This window comes from Microlunatus ginsengisoli (assembly GCF_039537205.1).
Taxonomy (GTDB): Bacteria; Actinomycetota; Actinomycetes; order Propionibacteriales; family Propionibacteriaceae; genus Microlunatus; species Microlunatus ginsengisoli.
In genome coordinates this window covers 63068-78732 of the sequence record NZ_BAABAB010000052.1, presented here as the reverse complement: position 1 = coordinate 78732, position 15665 = coordinate 63068, and the positions used below count along the sequence as shown (strand labels likewise).

General features: G+C 71.6%; 14 protein-coding genes. 4 read left to right on the top strand and 10 right to left on the bottom strand.

Features of this window, described 5'->3' with window-relative positions; all coding sequences use genetic code 11:
- Positions 1 to 112 precede the first annotated feature (112 nt).
- Both ABD747_RS25470 and ABD747_RS25465 read right to left on the bottom strand, forming a co-directional pair.
- A complete protein-coding gene (locus ABD747_RS25470) occupies positions 113 to 757 on the bottom strand; it encodes a PadR family transcriptional regulator (protein ID WP_344809962.1) in 645 nt (214 codons plus the stop codon).
- 99 nt (positions 758 to 856) lie between these two features.
- The gene (locus ABD747_RS25465) at positions 857 to 3538 is read right to left on the bottom strand and encodes an FtsK/SpoIIIE family DNA translocase (RefSeq protein ID WP_344809961.1); all 2682 of its coding nucleotides are present in this window, start codon (positions 3536 to 3538) and stop codon (positions 857 to 859) included.
- A 155-nt stretch (positions 3539 to 3693) separates the two neighbouring features.
- On the opposite strand from ABD747_RS25465, the gene ABD747_RS25460 reads away from it, so the two are divergent.
- Positions 3694 to 4296, top strand: a complete 603-nt coding sequence (locus ABD747_RS25460; protein WP_344809960.1) for a calcium-binding protein — start codon at positions 3694 to 3696, stop codon at positions 4294 to 4296.
- A gap of 314 nt (positions 4297 to 4610) precedes the next feature.
- Here ABD747_RS25460 and thiD read toward each other — a convergent pair whose 3' ends face one another.
- Together thiD and ABD747_RS25450 are read right to left on the bottom strand one after the other, a co-directional pair.
- A complete protein-coding gene (gene thiD / locus ABD747_RS25455; protein ID WP_344809959.1) occupies positions 4611 to 5465 on the bottom strand; it encodes a bifunctional hydroxymethylpyrimidine kinase/phosphomethylpyrimidine kinase in 855 nt (284 codons plus the stop codon).
- Positions 5462 to 6559, bottom strand: coding sequence for a thiamine-phosphate kinase (locus ABD747_RS25450; protein ID WP_344809958.1), 1098 nt, complete (start codon positions 6557 to 6559; stop codon positions 5462 to 5464). Before ABD747_RS25450 ends, thiD begins: the two co-directional genes overlap by 4 nt.
- Before the next feature lie 92 nt (positions 6560 to 6651).
- On the opposite strand from ABD747_RS25450, the gene ABD747_RS25445 reads away from it, so the two are divergent.
- On the top strand, positions 6652 to 6888 hold the full coding sequence (locus ABD747_RS25445) for an Lrp/AsnC family transcriptional regulator (RefSeq protein WP_344809957.1): 237 nt from the start codon (positions 6652 to 6654) through the stop codon (positions 6886 to 6888).
- 560 nt (positions 6889 to 7448) lie between these two features.
- On the opposite strand, the gene ABD747_RS25440 is transcribed toward ABD747_RS25445, so the two are convergent.
- Positions 7449 to 8576 carry a D-alanine--D-alanine ligase family protein gene (locus tag ABD747_RS25440; RefSeq protein WP_344809956.1) on the bottom strand — a complete coding sequence of 376 codons (1128 nt, stop codon included), beginning with the start codon at positions 8574 to 8576 and terminating at the stop codon, positions 7449 to 7451.
- Between the two features lie 41 nt (positions 8577 to 8617).
- On the opposite strand from ABD747_RS25440, the gene ABD747_RS25435 reads away from it, so the two are divergent.
- The gene (locus ABD747_RS25435) at positions 8618 to 9763 is read left to right on the top strand and encodes a trans-sulfuration enzyme family protein (protein WP_344809955.1); all 1146 of its coding nucleotides are present in this window, start codon (positions 8618 to 8620) and stop codon (positions 9761 to 9763) included.
- Positions 9764 to 9810: 47 nt separating this feature from the next.
- Here ABD747_RS25435 and ABD747_RS25430 read toward each other — a convergent pair whose 3' ends face one another.
- From ABD747_RS25430 to ABD747_RS25415, 4 genes are all read right to left on the bottom strand, one after another.
- The gene (locus ABD747_RS25430; RefSeq protein WP_344809954.1) at positions 9811 to 10647 is read right to left on the bottom strand and encodes an oxidoreductase; all 837 of its coding nucleotides are present in this window, start codon (positions 10645 to 10647) and stop codon (positions 9811 to 9813) included.
- Positions 10648 to 10702: 55 nt separating this feature from the next.
- On the bottom strand, positions 10703 to 11965 hold the full coding sequence (locus ABD747_RS25425) for a cytochrome P450 (RefSeq protein WP_344809953.1): 1263 nt from the start codon (positions 11963 to 11965) through the stop codon (positions 10703 to 10705).
- 175 nt (positions 11966 to 12140) lie between these two features.
- A complete protein-coding gene (locus tag ABD747_RS25420; protein ID WP_344809952.1) occupies positions 12141 to 13169 on the bottom strand; it encodes an NAD(P)H-dependent glycerol-3-phosphate dehydrogenase in 1029 nt (342 codons plus the stop codon).
- Entirely contained in the window at positions 13166 to 13933 is a 768-nt protein-coding gene (locus ABD747_RS25415) for a lysophospholipid acyltransferase family protein (RefSeq protein ID WP_344809951.1), read from the bottom strand. Before ABD747_RS25415 ends, ABD747_RS25420 begins: the two co-directional genes overlap by 4 nt.
- Positions 13934 to 14036: 103 nt before the next feature.
- Between ABD747_RS25415 and cofC the strand changes: the two genes are divergently transcribed.
- A complete protein-coding gene (gene cofC, locus ABD747_RS25410) occupies positions 14037 to 14723 on the top strand; it encodes a 2-phospho-L-lactate guanylyltransferase (RefSeq protein WP_344809950.1) in 687 nt (228 codons plus the stop codon).
- An 89-nt stretch (positions 14724 to 14812) separates the two neighbouring features.
- On the opposite strand, the gene ABD747_RS25405 is transcribed toward cofC, so the two are convergent.
- Complete coding sequence (locus ABD747_RS25405) at positions 14813 to 15604, bottom strand: HU family DNA-binding protein (RefSeq protein ID WP_344809949.1); 792 nt, start codon at positions 15602 to 15604, stop codon at positions 14813 to 14815.
- Between the last annotated feature and the right edge of the window lie 61 nt (positions 15605 to 15665).

The window sequence follows — 15665 nt, the reverse complement described above, 5'->3', positions numbered from 1 at the left end:
CCGCCTCGCGGCCGGATTCGATCATGGATGTGGTCGGCCGGTTCGAGGGTGCCGGCCGGCGGTGTTGGCGCACCGCCGGCCACTCGAGCCGGCGCCGACGGTCAGCGACTCGTCACGGCTGGGCCTCCTCGTCGTCGTGCGGGCCCGGCGCGTCCAGGCCGGGCATTCCTGCCGCCTGCAGCCGGCGCCACTCGGCCAGGTCCGGGAACGTGCCGGCGGCGAGCTCGTCGCGTAGTCCGCGGACCCAGGCGAGCTGGGCATCGAGCTGGGCGAGCGCGTACTCGTCCTCGATCAGGAACATCCGTGGCACGTGCTGCGCGTCTCGCACCAGTTGGCTGCGCACGTCGGCGGCCTGCTCGGCGAGCGCGTCGACGCGGCGCCCGAGCAGGTCGATCGCCGTCTCCGGCGAAAGCGCGGGGAGCACCGACAGCCCGGCGACCAACGGGTCGGCCGCCCCACCGGGCTCGGCCAGCAGCTGCGCGGCCCAGTCCTGGAGCTCGCCGACGCCCGCCTCGGTGATCCGGTAGATGGTGCGCTCGGGCCGTGCCCCGTCGCGGTCGGTGCCGACGACGGCGATGAAGCCGTGCCGGGCCAGGTTGTCCACGACGGTGTACAGCGAGCCCCACTTCACCGCCAGCTGCCGGTCCTTGCCGCGGGAGCGGATCACCGATGCCATCTCGTAGCGATGCATGGGACGCTCGGCGAGCACCGCCAGCACGGCCAGACCGAGCAGGTTGCCGACCTTCCGCGCCGCCATCGTCCCACCTCCGTTATTCGTAGACGAATATACGCAGGCGAGTATGAGTCCGCCAGGTCGACGGCGCGAACCCAGGGTCCGGCCGGGGTCGGCTCAGGGTCAGCCGGCCCGCAGGTTGTCCATCACCTCGTCGAGGTCGTCCGGCTTCACCAGCACCTCGCGGGGCTTCGAGCCCTCCGACGGGCCGACCACACCGCGGGTCTCCAGGATGTCCATCAGCCGGCCGGCCTTGGCGAAGCCGACCCGGAGCTTGCGCTGCAGCATCGACGTCGACCCGAGCTGCAGGGTCACCACCAGCTCGACGGCCTGCAGCACCAGGTCGAGATCGTCGCCGATGTCCTCGGCCACCTTGCTCGCCGACTCCGCGGGCGCGGTGACGTCCTCGCGATAGCTGGGCTTGAGCTGCTCGGTGACGTGACCGACGACCCTGCGGACCTCGTTCTCGGTCACCCAGGCGCCCTGGATCCGGATCGGCTTGGACGCGCCCATCGGCAGGAACAGTCCGTCGCCCTGACCGACCAGCTTCTCCGCGCCCGGCTGGTCGAGGATCACCCGCGAGTCGGTCATCGACGAGGTGGCGAACGCGAGCCGGCTCGGCACGTTGGCCTTGATCAGACCGGTCACCACGTCGGTGCTCGGTCGCTGGGTCGCCAGCACCAAGTGGATGCCCGCGGCCCGGGCCAGCTGCGTGATCCGGACGATCGAGTCCTCGACGTCGCGCGGAGCCACCATCATCAGGTCGGCCAGCTCGTCCACGATCACCAGCAGGTACGGATAGGGCGCGAGCACCCGCTCCGAGCCCTCGGGCGGCTTGACCGAGCCGGCCCGGACCGCCTTGTTGAAGTCGTCGACGTGGCGAAAGCCGAACGCGGCCAGGTCGTCGTAGCGCAGATCCATCTCGCGGACCACCCACTGCAGCGCCTCGGCCGCCTTCTTCGGCACGGTGATGATGGGGGTGACCAGGTGCGGCACCCCCTCGTACGCGGTCAGCTCGACCCGCTTGGGGTCGACCAGCATCATCCGCACCTCGTCCGGGGTGGACCGCATCAGGATCGAGGTGATCATCGAGTTGACGAAGCTGGACTTGCCGGAGCCGGTGGCCCCGGCGACCAGCAGGTGCGGCATCTTGGCCAGGTTGGCGACCACGAACCCGCCCTCGACGTCCTTGCCCAGCCCGACCGTCATCGCGTGATGATCGTTCCGGGCGGTGGTCGAGCGCAGCACGTCGCCGAGCGAGACGACCTCCTTGTCGGTGTTGGGGATCTCGATGCCGATCGCGGACTTCCCGGGGATCGGTGACAGGATGCGTACGTCCGCGCTGGCGACCGCGTACGCGATGTTGCGGCTGAGCGCGGTCACCTTCTCCACCTTCACCGCCGGGCCGAGCTCGACCTCGTAGCGGGTGACGGTCGGGCCGCGGGTGTAGCCGGTGACGGTCGCGTCGATCTCGAACTGGCGGAGCACCTCGGTCAGCCGGCCGACCACCGCGTCCGACGCGGTGGTGCGGGTCTTGTGCACGCTGCCCTGCTTGAGCACCTCGGAATCCGGCAGCACGTACTGCACGTCGCCGGACAGTTGCAACTGCTCGACCCGTTGCGGGATCGGGGTGTGGGGCGGCGGCTCCAGACCGCTCGCCGCACTCTTGTCGCCGGCCGCCTTCGCGGCCACCGGCGCCAGCCCCGCTGTGACCGGTCCCGCGGCGACCGGCCGCGCCTCGTCCAGCCTCTCCGGTTCGACCTCGACGTCGTAGACATCCGGACCGGGTTCCAACTCGGCCGGTGCCCGGTTCGTGATCACCGGGGTGTCGTACGCCTCGTCGACGCCGATCTGTCCGGGGTCGATCACCTCGCCCTCGAGCACCCGCGGTTCGGGCCGGATCCGATCACGGACGGCCCGCAGCCGCTCGGGGATCTGATACAGCGGGATCCCCACCACCACGATGATGCCGAAGATCAGCAGCAGGACCAGCAACGGCACGGCGACATAGACCGAGAGCAGATCGGAGAGCAGGCTGGAGGCGATGTAGCCGATGATCCCGCCCGCCTCGCGCAACGCCTGCGGGTCGTTGGTCCGCGGCAGCCCGTGCGCGATGTTGATCAGCCCGAGCAGGCCGATGGTGACCGCGCTCCAGCCGACCAGCTGCCGCCCGCCGGGCCCGTTGCGATCGGGATGGCGCATGGTCCGCCAGGCCATCCCGACCAGGAAGATCGGGGCGACATAGCTGAGCGCGCCGATCACGCTGGAAACGCCGACCTTGATCGCCGCGCCGACCGGTCCGGGCAGACCGAACCAGAACGTGGCGCCGATGACGATGGCGCAACCGACCAGGAACAGCCCGACGCCGTCGCGGCGCAGGTCCGGGGCAAGATCGCGATCACCCCCGCCGACGCTGCGGGTGGCGCCGCCGAGCGCGTGCGCGAGTCCGATCCAGCCGGCCCGCAGCCCGTGCCCGAGCCGGACCAGCAGCGGCGTCCGCGGCGGGCGCCGGGCGGAGCCGCGACCCTTCGCCGCGGGCTTGCGCGATCCAGACCTATTGCTTTGGCCAGATCTGCTGCTTTGGCCGGACCTGCTGCCCTGGCCGGCCCGGCCCGGGGCCGGCTTGCGCTGGGCTGGGCCACCCTTCGCGGAGGATCCACCCCGCTGCGGGGCGCCACGGCTCGCGCCGGACCTGCTGCCGGCGGGCTGGGCTGAGGACTTCTTGCTTCCGGACGACCGCGGGCTGCTCCCGGACGCGCCGGGATTGCTACGAGACCGCGGTGGGGAAGACGCGCGGGTCGCCATGAGGGTGAGGTTACGTGATCACGGCGCTAGACACCCCGGCTCCACGCCGTAGAGCCCCGACCGGGGATGAGGACTCTCTCACCTGCGCCTCACCGCCGGCTCACCCCGGAGCGATCGACTGATCACACCCCCACCCGCCAGAAGGAGACACCACGATGTCGATCACTCCGCGACGTACCATCGCCGGCCTCGGTGCCGGCCTGCTCACCGTCAGCGTCCTCGGCCTGCTCGGCGCTCAGCCGGCCGCCGCCGCTTCGCCGACCTGCCATGGTCTGCGGGCGACCATCGTCGGCACCGACCGGTCGGAGGAGATCAACGGCACGCCCGGCCGCGACGTGATCGTGGCCAAGGGCGGCCACGACGAGATCGACGGCCGCGGCGGGAACGACGTCATCTGCGCCGGCGGCGGCAACGACGAGGTCGAGGGCGGTGCCGGCAACGACTGGATCGACGGCGGCTCCGGGCACGACGAACTCGACGGCGACTCCGGCAACGACACGCTGTACGGCGGCTCGGGCAAGGACGAGCTGGAGGGCGGGTCCGGCAAGGACCGGCTGGACGGCGGCAGCAACAACGACAAGCTGGACGGCGACTCGGGCGATGACCGGCTCTACGGTCGCGGCGGGAACGACTTCCTCGAGGGCGGTCGTGGCCGCGACTACCTCAACGGCGGCGCGAACGCGGACCAGAAGTTCCAGGGCAACGCATCCGATCGGGCCGAGGACCGCTGGGAGGACCGCTACGGTCTCGACGACTGACAGCGGGCCGTCCCCCGCGATGCATTTTCCGGCCATGGCGGGCTCTTCGGGGCACTCCCGGCCCGGAGGCACCCGAACTTCCCGCCGGGGCGGGGTTCTCGGGCTGCTCACGCCGACCGGGCCCATCATTCCGGCCGCGGCGGGAGTTTCGGGCTGATCCGGACCCAGAGGCGCCCCAGAGACCCACCGCGGCGGGAATGTCGGGCTGATCCGGGCCCAGAGGCGCCCCAGATTCCCACCGGGGCGGGATTTTTCGAGGGCCCTCCCGGCCCGCAACCGCCGCAATCCCCCGCCGGGGCCGGAATCTGCTGGCGTCAGCCCGGGAGGTGCGACCGGAGCTGCCAGAGGTGGTCGGTCGGGCCGATCCCGGCGCCGAGCGGGAACCCGGCCCGGATCGCACCGGCGACGTACGCCTTCGCCGTGCCGACGGCCCCGGGGACGGTGTCGCCCAGCGCCAGCCGGCAGGCCAGCGCCGACGCCAGGGTGCAGCCGGTTCCGTGAGTGTGCGGCGTGTCGATCCGCTCCCCCGTGAAGCGGTACGTCGAACCGTCCGCCCCGAGCAGGACGTCGGTCGGCGGTCCGGTCCGATGTCCGCCCTTGACCAGCACCCAGGGCGGTCCGTACGTCAGCAGGACGCGGGCCAGTTCCTCCGGCTCCGTCGAGCCCGGTCCGGCCGCGGCCAGCAGCTCCGCCTCGGGCAGGTTCGGGGTGATCACCGTGGCGAGCGGCATCAGCCGGTCGCGCAACGCGGCCACGGCCGAGGCATGCAGCAGCGGATCGCCGTGCTTGCTGACCGACACCGGGTCGAGCACGATCGGTACGTCGACGCCTCCGATGCACTCGGCCACACACTCGACCACCTCGGGACTTCCGAGCATGCCGATCTTGATCGCGTCGACGCCGATATCGTCGACCACGCTGCGGAACTGCTCCTCGATGGCCTCGATCGGCAGCGGCCAGATCCCTTGCACGCCGACGCTGTTCTGGGCCGTGATCGCGGTCAACACGCTCATCCCGTGCACGCCGTGGGCCAGCATCGTCTTCAGGTCGGCCTGGATGCCGGCCCCACCACCGGAGTCGGAGCCTGCGATGGTCAGCACCCGCACGCTGGGGGCGGACCCGGCCGCGCGGTCCGAGCCGCCCGCGGCAGGAGTTGTCGGCGCCGTCACCGCGATCCTCGCTGGCCCGGCCGGAAGTGGTCCCAGCCGGTCGCACCCTCCCACGGTGTCCCGTCCACCAGCACCCGCGGCCCGCTCTCCCCGACCGACTCGTCGGACTCGACCGACCCGTCGGACCCGCTGTCCCCGTTGGCCTCGTCGGACCGGTTGGCCTCGTCGGACCGGTTAGCCTCGTCGGACCCGCTGGCCTCCCGAACGGTGCCGATCACCCGCCACTCGGCCGGAATCACCGCACCGGCGGGGAAGGTCGCGGCGAGCGCGTGGTCCTCGCCGCCGGTCAGCACCAACGCGTACGGATCGATGCCCGTCGCGGCGCTCACCACCTGCAGCGGCTCGGGGATCTCGAAGGCGTCCCGGCGGAGGTCGATCACGACGCCGGAGGCGTCGGCGAGGTGGCCCAGGTCGGCCAGCAGGCCGTCGGAGACGTCGATCATGGCCGTCGCGCCCGCGGCAGCGGCCACCGCTCCGGCCCCGTACGGGACCTCCGGCACCCGGTAGGCGTCAACCGCAGCCCGCGGCGAGCGGAAGCCGCGGCCGAGCACGGTCAGCCCGGCCGCCGCCCAGCCGGTCCGGCCGATCAGTGCGACGACGTTCCCGGCGCCTGCGCCGGACCGCCGCACCACGGGTCCCGCTGCCGAGCCGAGCACGGTCACCGCGATCGCGATGTCCCGGGTCGACCGGGTGAGGTCGCCTCCGACCAGGCTGACCCCGGCGTACGCGGCCTCCTCGCGCAGCCCCGCCGCGAACTCGAGTGCCCAGTCGGCGGCCAGATCGCCGGGCGCGGAGAAGCCGACCACGATCGCCCGAGCCGTTCCGCCCATGGCTTCGATGTCGGCCACGTTGACCGCGACCGCCTTCCGGCCCACGCTCTGCGCGTCCGACCAGTCGCGGCGAAAGTGCACTCCTTCGACCAGCAGGTCGATCGAGGTGAGCACCGGCGATCCCAGGTCGAGGGCGGCCGCGTCGTCGCCCGGACCGATGATCACCGCGTCCCCCGCCGGCAACCCGTCGGTGATCGCCGCGATCAGGGCGAACTCTCCGACCTCGGCTAACGTGCGCGCGGGCGAGCCTGTAGCGTGACGCACAACGGCGAGCGTACGCGGTGGTCCGCCCGGACCTGGCTGCGTCTCGCGCACGGGCGCACCGGGCGTCCCCTGGGTGAAGGAGACCGCAGCGAATGGTCGTTCAGGCGTACATCTTGGTTCAGACCAACGTCGGCAAGGCAGCCGAGGTCGCCAGTGCCATCGGCGCCATCCAGGGCGTGACCCTGGCCGAGGACGTCACCGGTCCGTACGACGTGATCGTCCGCGCCGAGGCCTCGAGTGTCGACGAGCTGGGCCAGCTCGTGGTGGCCAAGGTCCAGAATGTCCCCGGCATCACTCGCACCGTCACCTGCCCGGTCGTGCACATATAGATTGCTTCGCTCGGCAAGCCTCGCTCCGCGCTCCGCTGCGCTTCGGACGCGTCGTTCGTCGCGTTCGGTGAAACGGAAAGACGTGTTTCACCGAACGCTCCTGCACTCCGCGCCGCGCAGCGTCGGTGCAGGTTGAGTTGCCACAACGCCGCACTGCTCGGTGCGTCCCACTCGGCCAACTGGCACAGTCGGCCGCTCGGTTGACACCGGTCGATGTGACTCATATTCGCGGCCGGATGGACCGGCATCCTCGACGTTCGCAGCAGGACTCAGGCGAAGCTGGCCCTGACTACGGGGCCGTGCCCGAGACCGGCCGGTCCGCGGCCGCCCGATCACACATCGCGCGCCCGGAGCGACTTCGCTCGGTTTACCCCCACTTCGCGCGTGGAGCTTCACGCGCGAACTGGGTGGAAAGCGAGCGAAGCTGCACTGGGCGGTGAGGGCAGACCCGGGCGGCGACGGCAGACCCGGACGCGGGGGCAGACCCGGACGGTGAGGGCAGACCCGGGCGGCGGGTGGAGGGGGCGCGGGTGGCTGCCCCGACCCGGGCGCGGGCGAGGTCAGCGCAGGCCGAGGGGGCGCTCGAGGCCGAGCTGGAGCAGGCGGTCGACGAGGGCCGGGTAGTCGATGCCGGACGCGGCCCACATCCGGGGGAACATCGAGTGCGCGGTGAAGCCGGGCATGGTGTTGATCTCGTTGATCACGATCCGGAGCTCGCGGGTCAGGAAGACGTCCACCCGGGCCAGGCCCTCACAGCCGATGGCCTCGTACGTCCGCACGGCCAGCGCGCGGACCTCGTCCGCCACCGATGGCTCGACCTGGGCCGGCACGTCCAGGTCGACCTGCTCCTCGGGCAGATACTTCGCCTCGAAGTCATAGAAGCCCGACGCGCTGTGCACCCGGATCTCGGCGATCTGGCTGGCGATCGGCGGCTCGTCGCCGAACCCGCCGAGCACCCCGCACTCCAGCTCCCGCGCGTCGACGAAGCCCTCCTCCACGATCACCTTGGGGTCATAGCGCTGCGCGAGCTCGACCGCGGCGACGAGGTCGGCGCTCGACTCGACCCGGGAGATGCCGAGGCTGGAGCCCCCGCGCGCCGGCTTCACATAGACCGGATAGTGCATGGCGTCGACGGCCTCGATGCAGGCGGCCCGATCCCGGCGCCACTCCCCCGGGGTGATCTGCACGAACGGCCCGACCGGCAGCCCGGAGGCGGCCAGCACCAGCTTCATGAACACCTTGTCCATGCCCACCGCGCTGGCCAGCACGCCGGCGCCGACGTAGCGGGTGCCCATCATCTCGAACAGGCCCTGAATCGTGCCGTCCTCGCCGAACGGCCCGTGCAGCAGGGCGAACGCGACGTCCACCGGTCCCAGCGCGGTCAGCGCACCGGTGTCTCGGACGGCCAGCTCCGAACCGGCCTCGCCGCGCAGCAGCATCGCGTCGGCGGTGTCCTCGGTCAACTCCGGCAGTGTGCCGTCGCTCACCGTCAGCCGTGCGATCGCGTCGGGCTCCAGCACGATCCAGCGTCCGGTCGGGGTGATCCCCAGCCCGACCACGTCGTAGCGGTCGCGGTCGATCGCGCCCACCACCCCGGCAGCGGTCAGGCAGGACACGCCGTGCTCGCTGCTCATTCCGCCGAACACGACGGCCACCCGCACCCGGGACGACATCTCGACCTCACTCATCGGGTCCCGACCCTACCTGGGCGGACGGGAAGAATGCCGTCATGAGCCACGAACACACCGGGGGTCGGCACGACTCCGTCCGACCCGATACCCTCGCCGTCACCGCCGGCCGGCCGGCGAAGGTCGTCGATGCTCCCTTCAGCCAGCCGGTGGTCTTCGCCTCGACGTACGTCGGTGCGCCCGACCCGCAGCACACGCTCGGCTACGGCCGCTACGGCAACCCGACCTGGTCCGCGTTGGAGGAGGCCATCGGCGCGTTGGAGGGCGGCCAGGCGCTGATCTACTCCTCCGGCATGACCGCCGCCTACGCCGCGCTGGAGCTCCTCCCCCGCGGCGGCACGATCGTGCTGCCGGGCAACTGTTATCTGGGCGTGGCATCGGCCGTCGACGAGCGGGTCGAGTCCGACGGGGTGACCGTACGTCGGGTGGACGTCGCCGACACCGCGGCGGTGCTGGCGGCGGCCGCGGACGCCGACCTGGTCTGGCTGGAGTCCCCGACGAACCCGACGATGGAGGTCGCGGACCTGCCGGCGCTGGGCGCGGCGCTGACCGATCGGGTCACCCTGGTGGTCGACAACACGTTCGCCACCCCGCTGCTGCAACGGCCGCTGGAGCTGGGAGCGCACGTCGTGTTGCACTCGGCCACGAAGTTCATCGGCGGCCACTCCGACGCACTGCTCGGCGCGCTGGTCTGCCGCCCCGGGGACCCGCGGTTCGATCGGCTGCTCGCCAGCCGCTCCCACCGCGGCGGCGTGCCCGGTCCGATGGAGGCGTACCTGGTGCTGCGCGGACTGCGCACGCTCGCGGTCCGGCTGGATCGGGCCCAGGCCAACGCCCAGGTGCTGGCCGAACGGCTCAGCGCTCACCGCGCGGTCCGGGCGATCCGATACCCGGGCCTGCCGACCGATCCGGCGCACGAACTGGCCGGCCGGACCATGGCCGGCTACGGGGCCATGATCGCGATCGAACTCGCCGACGCGGCGAAGGCCGACGCCACCGTGGAGCGGCTGCGGCTATGGGTGCACGCCACCAGTTTGGGCGGGGTCGAGTCGAGCCTGGAACGTCGCCGCCGCTGGGCCGGCGAGCTGCCCTCGGTGCCCGAGGGCCTGCTGCGGCTGTCGGTGGGGATCGAGAACGTCGAGGACCTGTGGGCCGACCTTGCCCAGGCCCTGGACGGGCTCGACTGACCCCGCCCGCCACTCAGAACAGGGGCCCACTCAGAACAGGGGCCCGCTCAGAACAGGGAGCCGATCACCAGCCGGATGACCTGGTCGAAGACCCGGTCGGGCAGGATCGTCCGAAGCAGGATGAGCGGCTTCGCTCCGACCCCGACCGGATAGCGGGTCCGCGGCCGTCGGGCGGTCAGCGCCGTCGCCACCGCGTCGGCCACCACGGTCGGCGGCGAGGCGAGCAGCGTATTCGGCCGCGAGCCGGCCTCGAGGTTGTCGGCGGTCGTGGCGACCTGACCGGCGTACGGCCCCTGGGCGGACGCGGTCCGCAGTCGCTCGCCGGCGATCGCTCCCCACTGGGTCCGGATCGCGCCCGGTTCGATGATCACGACGTCGATGCCGAACGGGCCGACCTCCATCCGCAGGCAGTCGCTGAGAGCCTCCAGCGCGTATTTCGAGGCGTGGTACCAGCCGCCGTAGGGGGTGTAGAGCCGGCCGCCCATCGAGGAGATGTTGACGATCGTCCCGGCGCCCCGCTCGCGCATCTGGGGCAGCACCAGCCGGATCAGCTCGGCCGCGCCGAACAGGTTCACGTCGAACTGCGCCCGAGCCTCCGCGACGGGTACGTCCTCGATCACGCCGTACGAGCCGTAGCCGGCGTTGTTCACCAAGACGTCGATCCGGCCCGCCTCGGCGAGCACCGCCGCCACGCCGGCTCGGCGCGAGGCATCGTCGGCCACGTCCATGGCCAGCGGTCGTCCGCCGTCGGTGACCAGCCGATCGAGCCGTTCGATCGATCGTGCGGTGCCGTAGACGGTGTAGCCGAGGTCGAGCAGTCGACGTGCCGTGGCCGCGCCGATGCCGGACGATGCGCCGGTGATCAACGCAACCCGTCCCTCCATCCGACCCTCCCAGCCCCGGTGCCGTTTCCCGGACGGGCCAATCCTGACAGGAGGTTCAGCCGGCTGGGACCGCCACAAAAGATCGGGACACGGGGAAATTCGTCAGACCCCGGATCAGCGATCCCTGCCGTCGTACGACCGGGCCAGCCACCCGCAGGCCGGGGTAGCGCGCGATCAGCGAGCGGACCGCGATGATCGCCTCCAGCCGGGCCAGCGGCGCTCCGACGCAGTAGTGGATCCCGCTGGAGAAGGCGAGATGCTCGCTCTTGTTCGGCCGGTCGAGATCGAACCTGGCCGGCTCGGCGAAGACCGCCGGGTCGCGGTTGGCGCCGGCGAGCAGGGTCACCACGATCTCGCCCTTCTTCACCTGGTGTCCGGCGATCGTCGCGTCGGCGAGCGCGAACCGTGCGGTGCGCTGCACCGGCGGATCCCAGCGCAGGGTCTCCTCGATGGCGGCCTCGACCAGCGTCGGGTCCGCGGCCACGCGCCGCCACGCGTCGGGATGCGTCAGCAGCGCGAGAATCGTGTTGCTGATCAGGTTGACGGTCGTCTCGAAGCCCGCGATCAGCAGCAGCGTGCACAGCGGCACCATCTCCTCCGGCCGCACCGAGCTGCCCTCGGTCGAGACGAGCCGGCTGATCACGTCGTCGCCGGGATCGCGGCGCCGGGCCTCGAAGGCGTTCTCGAAGATCCGCCGAAGGGCCTGCTGAGCCCGCATCAGCTCGCCGGCGTGCTTGATCGACTGCAGCCCACCGAGCGCGCTGCCGAAGGTCGCGCCGTAGTGGGCGAACTCATCCGCATCCGCGTCACCGACCCCGAGCAACCGGGTGATCACGCCGATCGGCATCGGCGCCGCGAGCGAGCCGACAAGATCGAAGGGCTCGTCGCCGACCGTCTTGTCGAGTAGGTCGTCGACCACCTGCTGGATCGACGGGGCGAACGCCGCGACGGACTTCGGGCTGAACGTGGGTAGTGCGAACCGGCGCAGCCTCGTATGGTCGGGCGGGTTCATCTCCAGAAAGGACAACTGGGGCGAACCGGCCAGATGATCGGCGTCCTCGCCCGTGGCGCCGAACGACCGGCTGCGCAGAATCTCGTTGCAGACGTGGTGGTCGACGCTGGTCCAGGCGCCGATGGTGGAGCGCACCAGCGGTCCGCGGGAGCGTACGTCCTCGTAGAGGGGGTAGGGGTCGCGCCGTCCCTCCTCCAGGTGCAGCCGGGCCAGCGGATCGCGCCGCAGGTGCGCACCGACCCTGATGGCGGCGCGCTCCCGGAGGAAGTCGCGGACGAAGATCAACTGCTCACGACGAGGCCCCATGCGCCAAGTCTGCGTCCGACCCGCAAGCGTGGGAAGGGAGCTTTGTCACGTTCTCCTCGACCCGAATGCGGGCACCGCCGCCGCACGCGTTCGGTAGCGCCCAGTGTTCGATAGCGCGCAGTGTTCGATAGCGCTCGGGGTTTCGATAGCGCTCGGGGTTCGATGGCGCTCGGGTTCAGTAGCGCTCGGGCTTGGCCGAGCGTGACATCAGCGCCTCGATCATGTCCCGCGGCGTGAGCTGCTCGGCGATCACGGCGTCGACCGCCTCGACGATCGGCATCTCCACACCGTGGTCGCGGGCCAGCTGGCGGATCGACGAGCAGGACTTGACCCCCTCCGCCACCTGGCGGGTCGAGGCCGCGATCTCTGCGACCGTACGTCCCCGGCCGAGCCCCTCGCCGAACGTCCGGTTCCGCGACAGCGGCGAGGAGCAGGTGGCCACCAGGTCGCCGAGCCCGGCCAGGCCGGAGAAGGTGTAGGGATGGGCGCCGAGCGCGTCGCCCAGCCGGATCGTCTCCGCCAGACCGCGGGTGATCACCGACGCCGTCGAGTTGTCACCCAGCCCGAACCCCACCGCCATCCCGACCGCCAGCGCGATCACGTTCTTGGTCGCGCCGCCCAGCTCCACGCCGATCACGTCGGTGTTGGTGTAGGCCCGGAAGCGGGCCGTGTGGCAGACCCGCTGCAGTGCGGTCGCGGTGTCCTCCGACGCACACGCGACCACCGTCGCCGCCGGCTGCCGCTCGGCGATCTCGCGGGCCAGGTTCGGACCCGACACCACCGCGATCCGATCGCTCGGGATCTGTGTCACCTCGGCGATCAGCTGGCTCATCCGCAGTCCGGTGCCCAGCTCGATGCCCTTCGCCAGGCTGACCACCGCCGCCTCCGCCGGGATGACCCAGCGGGCGAGGTTCTCCCGCAGCGCCTGGGACGGGATGGCCAGCACCACGAACCGCGCGCCCTCCATCGCCTGCTGCGCATCGGCGTATGCCCGGATCGCGTCGGGCAGCTCCAGGTCGGGGAAGAACGCGGAATTGATCCGCTCCCGGTTGATGGCCTCGGCCTGGTCGGCGTGATGGGACCACAGCGCGACCTCGCAGCCGGCGTCGGCCAGCACCAGCGAGAATGCGGTCCCCCACGACCCCGCACCCATCACCGCGACCTTCGTCCGCGGCGCTGCGGCGGTCGACGAAGTGGAGGTCATCGGCTGTCTCCCATCTCGGTCGAGGACGGTCGCGGCGGCGACTCGCCTCGGAGGTCGGCGACCATCTCGGTCAGCGTCGCCATGGCTCGCTCCGTGGTGCGGTTCAGCATGGCCGAGGTCACCTGTCCCTCACTGCTACCCCGCTCCAGCGGGATGGGGTCACCGGTGGCCAGCCGGAGCGTCTTGCGCGGCAGCAACTTCGGGAACTCGATCCGCTTGCCGTACATGATGTCCTGCGCGCCCCACTGGGCGACCGGGATCAGCGGTGCGCCGGTGGCGTAGGCGATCCGGGCCGCGCCCGTCTTGCCGGCCATCGGCCACAGGTCGGGATCGGTGGTGATGGTGCCCTCGGGATAGACGACCACGACCTTGCCCTCCCGGACGGCCTCGATCGCGGCCTTCAGCGCGTCCGCGGCGGACCGGGTGTGGCGTTGCACGGGGATCTGACCGGCCGCCGCCAGGATCCGGCCGACCACCGGCACCCGGAACAGCGAGTCCTTCGCCAGGAAGCGGCCCCAGCGCCCGGAGAACGCCAGATACTGCGCCAGCGCGATCGGGTCCACGTTGGAGATGTGGTTCGCGACCACTACCAGCCCACCGGTCTGCGGCAGCTTGCCCTGCTCACGCCAGTCCCGGTGGGTCAGCGGCTTGAGCAGGGCGTGCACGAGCCGCACCGCCCATCGATACATCGGCTCGACCGGTTCCCGGTTCGCCTTGCGGAGCGGGCGCAGAATGGTCTGGTCCGTCCGGGCCGGATCGGTCATTCGCCCTCTCTCTTCCGCGACGGCACCGCCTTTTCCCCGCGCCGTCTCATCGACGCCGACGAGGTGGCAACAATCTAGAGGATCGTGACAGCATCGGGTGATCATGGAGTGGCAAGCCGCGGGTCCGGTCGGCGCAGTGGTCGCCCTGAAGCCGCTGCGATCGGCGAAGTCGCGGCTGCGCGGGATCCCGCAGCCCAAGCGCCAGGAGATCGCCTGGGCGCTGGCGGCGGACACCATCGCAGCACTGGCCGCGGCCCTCGATGTCGTCTCGGTGGTCAGCAACGAGCCGTCGCTCGCCGATCGGTTGAGCGAACTGGCCCCGCGCGCCCGGGTGCGCTCGGAGGGTCCGTCGCTGGGGATGAACGCGGCCCTGGCCGCGGGTGCGGCCGAACTCGTCGACTCCGGCGCGTCACTGGTCCTGGCCTGCGTCGCCGACCTGCCGTGCCTTCGTCCCGACACCGTACGTCGGCTGGTGGCGGCGGCCACCGGCCATCCGCGCTCGTTCGTCGCCGACCGCAGCGGTGTCGGCACCACCATGCTGTTCGCGCGCGGGGTCAGCCTCGACCCGCGCTTCCAGGGATCCTCGGCGGCGGCCCATCGGGGGTCGGGCGCGGTGCCGCTGACGGCGTCTGCCGTGGGCGAGATGGCCGACGCCCGGCACGATGTCGACACCCTTCCCGACCTGTACGCGGCCGAGCGGGTGGGCGTCGGCCCGCGGACGGCTGCGCTCTTCGAACCCGGCACCGGCCGGCTCCGCGAGCACGACATCGCCGGCTCGACCTGCCGCTGAACTATCGAACGCGACGCGAGGGCGGCGTCGACGACGCTGCCCTCGCGGCCGGATCCACCCTCGCCCGACTCGGCCGGGCCGGGCAGGGCTCAGCTCTTCGCGGTTCGCTTGGCCGGTGCCTTCCTCGCCGCCGCGCTGGTCTTGGCCGGTGCCTTGGTCGCCGTCTTCTTGGCCGCCGGGGCCTTCTTGGCCGCCGCCGTCCTCGCCGGCGCCTTGGTGACCGTCGACTTGGTGGCCGTCGACTTCGCGGCGGTCGACTTGGCGGCCGACGTCTTCGTCACCGTCGCCTTCGTCGCGGGCGCCTTGGTAGCGGGCGCCTTCTTGGCCACCGTCTTGCTCGCTGCGGCGCCGGTTGTCGCCGGCGCGGCCTTGGTGGCGGTCTTGCGCGCCGGGGCCTTGGTGGCGGCGGCCTTGGTCGTGGTGCGCTTCGCTGCCGGCGCCTTGGTCGCGGCCGCCTTCGCGGGCGCGGCCTTGCTGGCGGCGGCCTTTGCCGGAGCCTTGGTGGCGGCCGCCTTCGCCGGTGCCGCCTTGGTGGCAGCCGCCGTGGTGGTCTTGGCCGGAGCGGCCTTGGTCGCGGTCTTCTTCGCCGCCCGCGGGACCTTCTTCTCCCCGGAGGTGAACGCCTTCAGGTCCGAACCCGCCCGGAAGCGCGGCACCGCCGTGGCCTTGGCCCGCTTGCGCTCGCCGGTCCTCGGGTTGCGGACCATCCGGGCCGGACGTGCGATCTTCTCGAAGACGCCGAACCCGGTGATCGACACCTTCTCCCCGCCCGCGACCTGGTAGGTGATCGTCTGCACCACCGAGTTCAGTGCCTTCGCCGCCTCGGTCTTGTTGCCGTCGTAGTGCGACGAGAGCGCCTCGATGAATTCTGCCTTGTTCACGCCGGACCCTTCTGGAACGCTTGCCAAGCCTGATTGGGCTTGCGGGCAGCCGCACGGTACG

What these genes read in the sequence shown, in the direction of transcription:
- ABD747_RS25470 (WP_344809962.1), bottom strand. Translation starts at nt 757, where the DNA reads ATGGCGGCGCGGAAGGTCGGCAACCTGCTCGGTCTGGCCGTGCTGGCG.
- ABD747_RS25465 (WP_344809961.1), bottom strand. Translation starts at nt 3,538, where the DNA reads ATGGCGACCCGCGCGTCTTCCCCACCGCGGTCTCGTAGCAATCCCGGC.
- ABD747_RS25460 (WP_344809960.1), top strand. Translation starts at nt 3,694, where the DNA reads ATGTCGATCACTCCGCGACGTACCATCGCCGGCCTCGGTGCCGGCCTG.
- ABD747_RS25445 (WP_344809957.1), top strand. Translation starts at nt 6,652, where the DNA reads ATGGTCGTTCAGGCGTACATCTTGGTTCAGACCAACGTCGGCAAGGCA.
- ABD747_RS25440 (WP_344809956.1), bottom strand. Translation starts at nt 8,576, where the DNA reads ATGAGTGAGGTCGAGATGTCGTCCCGGGTGCGGGTGGCCGTCGTGTTC.
- ABD747_RS25435 (WP_344809955.1), top strand. Translation starts at nt 8,618, where the DNA reads ATGAGCCACGAACACACCGGGGGTCGGCACGACTCCGTCCGACCCGAT.
- ABD747_RS25430 (WP_344809954.1), bottom strand. Translation starts at nt 10,647, where the DNA reads ATGGAGGGACGGGTTGCGTTGATCACCGGCGCATCGTCCGGCATCGGC.
- ABD747_RS25425 (WP_344809953.1), bottom strand. Translation starts at nt 11,965, where the DNA reads ATGGGGCCTCGTCGTGAGCAGTTGATCTTCGTCCGCGACTTCCTCCGG.
- ABD747_RS25420 (WP_344809952.1), bottom strand. Translation starts at nt 13,169, where the DNA reads ATGACCTCCACTTCGTCGACCGCCGCAGCGCCGCGGACGAAGGTCGCG.
- ABD747_RS25415 (WP_344809951.1), bottom strand. Translation starts at nt 13,933, where the DNA reads ATGACCGATCCGGCCCGGACGGACCAGACCATTCTGCGCCCGCTCCGC.
- cofC (WP_344809950.1), top strand. Translation starts at nt 14,037, where the DNA reads ATGGAGTGGCAAGCCGCGGGTCCGGTCGGCGCAGTGGTCGCCCTGAAG.